5 protein-coding genes are annotated in these 7234 nt (G+C 67.2%); 2 read left to right on the top strand and 3 right to left on the bottom strand.

The genetic code is table 11. From position 1 onward, the window contains the following. Positions 1-704 (top strand): LLM class flavin-dependent oxidoreductase (locus QOI01_RS17905; RefSeq protein WP_526383239.1); only part of this gene is annotated, 704 nt, incomplete at its 5' end. On the opposite strand, the gene QOI01_RS17900 is transcribed toward QOI01_RS17905, so the two are convergent. Continuing rightward, positions 705-2174, bottom strand: coding sequence for an alpha/beta hydrolase (locus tag QOI01_RS17900; RefSeq protein WP_526383241.1), 1470 nt, complete (start codon positions 2172-2174; stop codon positions 705-707). Positions 2175-2301: 127 nt separating this feature from the next. Continuing rightward, entirely contained in the window at positions 2302-4227 is a 1926-nt protein-coding gene (locus tag QOI01_RS17895) for an acyl-CoA dehydrogenase family protein (RefSeq protein ID WP_526383237.1), read from the bottom strand. 250 nt (positions 4228-4477) lie between these two features. Here QOI01_RS17895 and QOI01_RS17890 point away from each other — a divergent pair, with 250 nt between their 5' ends. Beyond that, complete coding sequence (locus tag QOI01_RS17890) at positions 4478-5557, top strand: NAD(P)H-dependent amine dehydrogenase family protein (protein ID WP_526383235.1); 1080 nt, start codon at positions 4478-4480, stop codon at positions 5555-5557. 9 nt (positions 5558-5566) lie between these two features. On the opposite strand, the gene QOI01_RS17885 is transcribed toward QOI01_RS17890, so the two are convergent. Then, the coding region (locus tag QOI01_RS17885; protein WP_526383233.1) for an SDR family NAD(P)-dependent oxidoreductase at positions 5567-7234 on the bottom strand (1668 nt) is incomplete at its 5' end.

The raw sequence follows: 7234 nt of genomic DNA, 5'->3' as shown, positions 1-7234 counted from the left end.
CGATGCAGATGGCCCAGCGGGCGCTGACCGTCAGCCTCGTCTCGCACGGCCGGCTCATCCTCGGGCTCGGCATGACGCATCAGGCCGTCACCGAGGGCATGTGGGGCATCCCGTGGGACAAGCCGGTGCGCCGGCTCAACGAATACCTCGACGGTCTGCTGCCGCTGCTGGCCGGCGAGCCTGCCAACGCGACGGGCGAGACCGTCACAACCCGCGGTGCGCTGATGATTTCCGGCGCACCCCGGCCCGACGTGTACATCGCGGCGCTCGGACCACAGCTGCTGAAGATCGCGGGCCGTCGCACCGCAGGCACCTGTACCTGGATGACGGGAACCGAGACGCTGGCAGGCCACGTGAGCCCGTCGCTGCGCCAGGCGGCCGCCGACGCGGGGCGGCCCGAGGATTCGGTCCGGGTAGTGGCCGCCCTGCCGGTGAGCGTCACCGACGACGTGGACGGCGCCCGCAAGCAGGCCGCCGAGCAGTTCGCGATGTACGGCGTCCTGCCGTCCTACCGCGCCATGCTCGACCGCGAGGGGTACGCCGGACCGCAGGACGCCGCAATCATCGGCGACGAGGCGACGGTCAGGGATCGCCTCGCCGAGCTCAGCGCGGCAGGGGTCGACGAGTTCGTCGGCGCCACGTTCGACGCGTCCCTCGAGGGGCGGGCCCGCACCCGCGCCGTGCTGCGCGCGCTCGACGACTGATCAGCGGCCCGCCGGTGCCAACGGTACCGACGCGGCCGCCGGGGCCCCGGCGAGCGAGGGTGCGGGCGGGACAGGCGACCCGGCGGGCAGTGGGACAGCCGGAACACCAGGCGTGTGCACCGCCCCGAACAGCCATGGCACTGCCGCGGTGAAGACCTGGGTCGCCAGCGGCCAGTCGTGCCTCCCCGTCGTGGGGACGACGGAGCAGTTGATGCCGTGGGCCCGGCCTAGGCCGCACAGCGTATTGGCGGCCTCTGTCTGGTCGCCCGACATGCCCTGCGCGTCGCGTCCGCCGAGCCCGACCGCACCTTCGCCGCCGGAGAACTTGTGCTGTGTCGGCTTGTCGGTGGAGATGGCGAACCATCCCGACACTCCCCGGTACGGACCGTGCTTGGCCATCACGGTCGCCGGGTCGAACTCCGCCCACGCGGCGGCGTTTCCGCCGTAGAGCCTGGCGATCGTCTGATCCTTGGTGCCTGCGTTGGGCCCCGTGTCGCCTGCGATGTCGAGAAAGCTGCTGAACAGCTCGGGATGCATCACGGTCAGGTCGACTGCGCACGTGCCGCCCATCGACCAGCCCACGACACCCCAGTTGGCACTGTTGCTGCTCGTCCCGTAGTGCGAGTTCACGTACGGCACGACGTCCTTCGTCAGGTGGTCCGCGACGTTCCCACGGACACCGTTGACGCACTCGGTGTCGTTGTTGAACGATCCGCCGGAGTCGACGAAGACCATCACCGGGGCGTTGCCGCCATGCCCAGCGGCGTAGCCGTCGACGATCGACATGGCGTTACCGGTGCGGAGCCAGTCGGCTGGAGTGTTGAACTCGCCACCGATCATCATCACGACCGGGAGCTTGGGCGGCGGGTTGCTGGCGAACCACTTGGGCGGCAGATAGACCAGCTCGGTCCGGTGCTTGAAACCCGACGCGGCCGACGGGATGTCCACGGGGACGACGCTGCCGTGGTCCAGGACGGTCCCGGCCTGCTGCATCGCGGCGATGGTGGCCGCGTCCGTCTCGTCGGGCAGCGGTCCAGCGGTCAGCTGATTCCACGCGACCTGCACGGTGGGGAAGTAGCCGACCCACGTGTTGAGCGCCAGGCCGGCGCCGAGCAGGCATAGGGGGACGGCCGCGACGGCGGCGACCCGTCGCCACCTGATGCCGCGCCATCCCAGCACCGCCGCGCTGAGGGCGAACCCCGTCAGGCCCGTCCATATCCACAGTGAGTCAGGGGCGGGGTCGCCCGCCATTCCCTGCGAGTCGACGTACCAGTGCGCCCACGCCGCGACGGCCAGACCCACCACGATCGACGCTGGAAGCCATACGAAGCGCCAACGGCGCGAACGCCAGCCGATCGCCAGTACCAACACGATGACGGCGATGGCCTGCAGCGTCAGCGGCAGCCAGCCTTGCAGCAGTGACAACCCGTGGCGGTAGTTCGCAGGCGCGTCGGCGGCCAGGAGGTTCACGGCGACGGAGACGTGGGGCGCAGGCACCGCTACATGGTGGCAATAGAACCTGAACGGTTCCTGTCGCCGAGCGGCCACTTGCTACACGCAAATTGCGAATTCGCGTGCGATAACTGGCCACTCGACGTTAGAACGCAGCCTCGTCGAGATCCATCACGTCGTTGTCGATGTTGTCGAGCACCAGACGCGTGCTGGTGAGCAGCGGCAGGAAGCTCTTCGCGAAGAACGACGCCACGGCGATCTTGCCCTCGTAGAACGACTTGTCGGCACCGGTGGCGCCCTGTCCGGATGTTGCCGGCAGCCCGGCTCCGGCGCTGGATGTCGCCGGCAGCCCGGCTCCGGCGCTGGATGTCGCCGGCGGCCCGGCTCCGGCGTCGACTCCCGCGATGGCGACGGCGGCCTGCTTCTGCAGCAGCCAGCCGAGCACCAGATCGCCGACGCTCATGAGGAAGCGCACGGAGCCAAGACCCACCTTGTAGATGTTCTTGGAGTCCTCCTGCGCCGACATCAGGTATCCGGTCAGCGTGGCGGCCATGCCCTGCACGTCAGCCAGCGCGGTCGCAAGCAGCGCGCGCTCGGCCTTCAACCGGCCGTTGCCCGCCTCGTTCTTCACGAACTGCTCGATCTCGTTTGCGACGTAGCCGAGCGCCACACCCTTGTCGCGGACGATCTTGCGGAAGAAGAAGTCCTGCGCCTGGATGGCCGTGGTGCCCTCGTAGAGCGAGTCGATCTTGGCGTCGCGGATGTACTGCTCGATCGGGTAGTCCTGCAGGAAGCCGGAACCACCGAAGGTCTGCAGGCTCTCGGTGAGCTTGGCGTATGCCTGCTCGGAGCCGACACCCTTGACGATCGGCAGCAGCAGGTCGTTGACCTTGGTCGCCAGCTCGGCATCCACGTCGTGCACGGTCTTGGCCACGGCGGCGTCCTGGAACGTCGCGGTGTACATGTACAGCGCGCGCAGGCCCTCGGCGTAGGCCTTCTGGGTCAGAAGGCTGCGACGGACGTCCGGGTGGTGCGTGATGCTCACGCGGGGCGCGGTCTTGTCCGTCATCTGGGTGAGGTCGGCACCCTGGATGCGGGACTTTGCGTATTCGAGCGCGTTGAGATAGCCGGTCGACAGTGTGGCGATGGCCTTGGTGCCCACCATCATCCGGGCACCCTCGATGACCTCGAACATCTGCGCGATGCCGTTGTGCACCTCGCCGACCAGCCAGCCCTTGGCGGGGACGCCATGCTGTCCCAGCGACAGCTCGCACGTGGCGGAGACCTTGAGCCCCATCTTGTGCTCGACGTTGGTGACGAAGACGCCGTTGCGCTCGCCGGGCTCGCCGGTCTCGAAGTCGAAGAGGAACTTCGGTACGAAGAACAGCGACAGACCCTTGGTGCCCGGTCCGGCGCCCTCGGGGCGGGCCAGCACCAGGTGCAGGATGTTCTCGCCGAGGTCGTCGGCGTCACCGGAGGTGATGAAGCGCTTCACGCCGTCGATGTGCCAGGAGCCGTCCTCCTGCTTGACGGCCTTGGTGCGGCCGGCGCCGACGTCGGATCCGGCGTCGGGCTCGGTGAGCACCATGGTCGAGGTCCAACCGCGCTCGGACGCGAGCACGGCCCACTTCTTCTGCTCTTCGGTGGCCTGGTTGTAGAAGATGTTCGCGAAGCCCGCGCCCATCGAGTACATGTACACGGCCGGGTTGGCGCCGAGCACGTGCTCCATCAGCGCCCACTGCAGCGCGCGGGGCATCGGCATGCCGCCGAGCTCCTCGTCGAGGCCGATCTTGTCCCAGCCGCCGTCGGTGATGGCGCGGACGGACTTCTTGAAGGACTCGGGCAGCGTGATGGCGTGCGTCTCGGGATCGAACACCGGCGGGTTGCGGTCACCTTCGGCGAACGAATCGGCGATCGGGCCCTCGGCCAGTCGGGTGATCTCGGCGAGCATTTCGCGCGCCGTGTCCACGTCGAGATCGCGGTATGCGCCTTCGCCGAGAACCTTGTCTACGCCGAACACCTCGAACAGGTTGAATACCTGGTCACGGACGTTGCTCTTGTAGTGGCTCACGTTTCCTCCTCGATGAGAATGCCGCCTATGGTTGGGTGCTTTGAGCAAAGTTACCCACCAGTAACTGCAACCAACTATACCGGCTGGTAACTTGATCGCAAAGCAATGTCGAGCAAATTACCGGTAGCTAACCAACCCGACGGTTGATCGGGCTGGCGTATACCGTCGCTCACGGTCCCTGAGCTGGCTTTTCGCATGCATGTGATGTCCGCCACTAGACGTCCCAGCACGCCAGCTAGGGGTGGGGCGAATGAGGCGCGTGGTGGTATGGGGAACAGGCAACATGGGGTCTACGGCGATCCGGTCAACGGTTGCGTTCCCCGGGTTGCGACTCGCGGGCGTCGTCACTTCGTCGCCCGAGAAGGCCGGCCGCGATGCGGCAACGTTCGCCAACCTCGCCGAAGACACCGGCGTGATCGCGACGACGGACGTCGAAGCGGCGCTCGCGGACTGTGACGCCGTGGCCTACATGGCCTCGGGCGACATCCGTCCCGACGAGGCGGTGAACGACATCGAAAGGTGCCTGCGCTCGGGTGCACACGTCGTCACGCCGTCGCTCTACTCCCTCTACGACCCGCGATCCGCACCGACGGAATGGGTCGACAGGCTCACCGCCGCCGCCGAGGAGGGCGGCGCCACGCTGTTGGTCAGCGGCGTCGACCCGGGCTGGGCCAATGACGCCCTCGCCGTGATGGCGGCGGGACTGTGCACCCGGATCCGCACCATCTACTGCCAGGAGATCTTCGACTACTCCACCTACGACCAACCCCGTGCGGTGCGGGTGTCGTGCGGGTTCGGCGGGTCGATGGACGAGGTACCGATGATGCTGCTGCCATCCATTCCGACCATGGTGTGGGGCGGCAACATCCGACTGATCGGACGCGGCCTCGGCCTGGAGGTCGACGAGATCACCGAGGTCGTCGAGCGGCTACCGCTGGAAGAGACTTGCGACAACGTCATGGGTCGCTTCGAGAAGGGCACCCAGGGCGCGTTCTGGCTAAAGATCATCGGCTGGTCCGGCGGCAAGGAGCGCATCGTCGTCGACCACATCACCCGCATCGACCCGGCGTGCGCACCGCATTGGCCCCAGCCCGATGAGGGACTTGGCGACCACCGGGTCGTCGTCGACGGCGACCCGCAGTTGACCATCGTCAGCCGCGCCGACGTTCCTGGTGGGACCCGGGCCGACGGTGGCAACACGACGGCCGCCAACCGCCTTCTCGGCGCGATCGAATGGCTGGCAACCCAGAAACCCGGTATCTACGACGGTCTCGACGTGCCGCTTCACACCCCGCTGCCCGCTGCGGTCGAAGCGACCCGCTGGGCTTAGGAAAAGGGGCTAGGAGACTTCCACCTCCACCTCCACCTCGACCTCGGCCTCTGCCTCCACCTCGGCCTCTGCCGACGCCGCGACGGGTTGCGCCTCCTCCTCCGGCGGCGATTCCGCGTCGGGCAGCTGACCGACGAGATACTCGGCGAGCCCCCCGATGGTCGGATAGTCGAACACCGCGGTCGCGTTGATCGTGAACGCGCCGCCGAACTGACTGTGCAGCCGGTTGCGAAGTTCGATGGCCATCAGCGAATCGGTACCCAGGTCCAGGAACCGATTCGTGGCGGCCGGCGGCGAAGCGAGCCGCAAGAAGTTCTGCACCTCGCGCTGAAGGAATTCGGTCACGAAGCCTGCGCGCTGCGCCACCGGAATCTCCTGCAGCTGCCGAAGCAACTCACTGTCACCGGTCACCTCCCCGGCAGCGCTTGGCAGCACGAGGTCGAGAATCGGTGGACGAGAACCGCCCAGCACCTTCGCGGCCCGCTGCCAGTTGGCCTTGATGACGGTGGCCTGGCCGGTTCCGTTGGCGACGACCTCGGCGAGTGCGCTCAGGGCGGCTGAGGGTTCCAGCGGAACCAGGCCCTGTGCACTGATATTGGCGCTCGCGGCCTCCGAAGAGGCCATGCCACCCTGGGCCCAGGGGCCGAAGTTGACACCAGTGGCGGGCAGCCCCTGCGCCATTCTTCGCGCGACCAGGCCGTCGAGAAACGCGTTGGCAGTCGCGTAGTTGGACTGACCGGGTGAACCGAACAAGCTGGACACCGAGGAGGACACGATGAAGAAGTCCAGCTCGTCGTCCCTGGTCAAACGATCCAAGTGGCAGGCACCGAAGGCCTTGGGCGCCAACGTCGTTCGGAAGCGCTCCAGGTCCTGCTGCGACAGCAACGCATCGTCGAGCACGCCGGCCAAATGCACCACGCCGGCGAGCGGCGGCAATTCGGCGCGAATGCGCTCCAGCAGCCTCTCGACTTCGGGCTCCTCGCCGACATCGGCCGGATAAGTGTGGATGCGGCATTTGTAGCGGTCGGTGAGCTCCTCGATCAACCGTTGCGCGTCCGCATCGGGCGCGCGGCGGCTGGTCAACACGATGTCACCGGCACCGAGCTGGGCCAGATACGACGCCGTGTGCAGACCGATCGCACCGAGACCGCCGGTGATCAGATAGCTCCGATCGGCCCGGGGTGTGAGCGGATTCGGAATCTGCACCACGATCTTTCCGATGTGCCGCGCCTGCTGCATGCGGCGGAACGCGGCCCTCGCCTCTGTCAGCGGATAGATCTCCGCGGGCAGTGGCGTCCACTCACCCTTGGCCAACCCCTCCGACACCTCGGTCAGCAACCGACGAATGCGTTCGGGCTCCTGGAAGGTCACCGTGTCCAGCGCCACGATCTCGTAGGAGATGTCGGGGCGGGCCTCGGCCATCTGCTCCGGCGTCCAGATGTCGCGCTTGGCGATCTCGATGAAGCGGCCGTTCTGGGCGGTGGCCCGCGCAGTCGCTTCGAGAAACCCCTCACTGGTCAGGCTGTTGAGCACTACATCCACACCCGAGCCGTCGGTATCCACCAAAATTTGGTCGGCGAAATCCGTTGTGCGCGAGTCGTAGACGTACATGACGCCCATCTTGCGCAGCGTCGCGCGCGTGTAGGTGCTGGCCGTGGCGAAGACGACGGCGCCCTG

It is taken from the genome of Mycobacterium sp. (assembly GCF_032162605.1).
GTDB lineage: Bacteria > Actinomycetota > Actinomycetes > Mycobacteriales > Mycobacteriaceae > Mycobacterium.
The sequence above is the reverse complement of the archived record's forward strand: the minus strand, read 5'-3'. Positions and strand labels throughout refer to the sequence as shown.

What these genes read in the sequence shown, in the direction of transcription:
- QOI01_RS17890 (WP_526383235.1), top strand. Translation starts at nt 4,478, where the DNA reads ATGAGGCGCGTGGTGGTATGGGGAACAGGCAACATGGGGTCTACGGCG.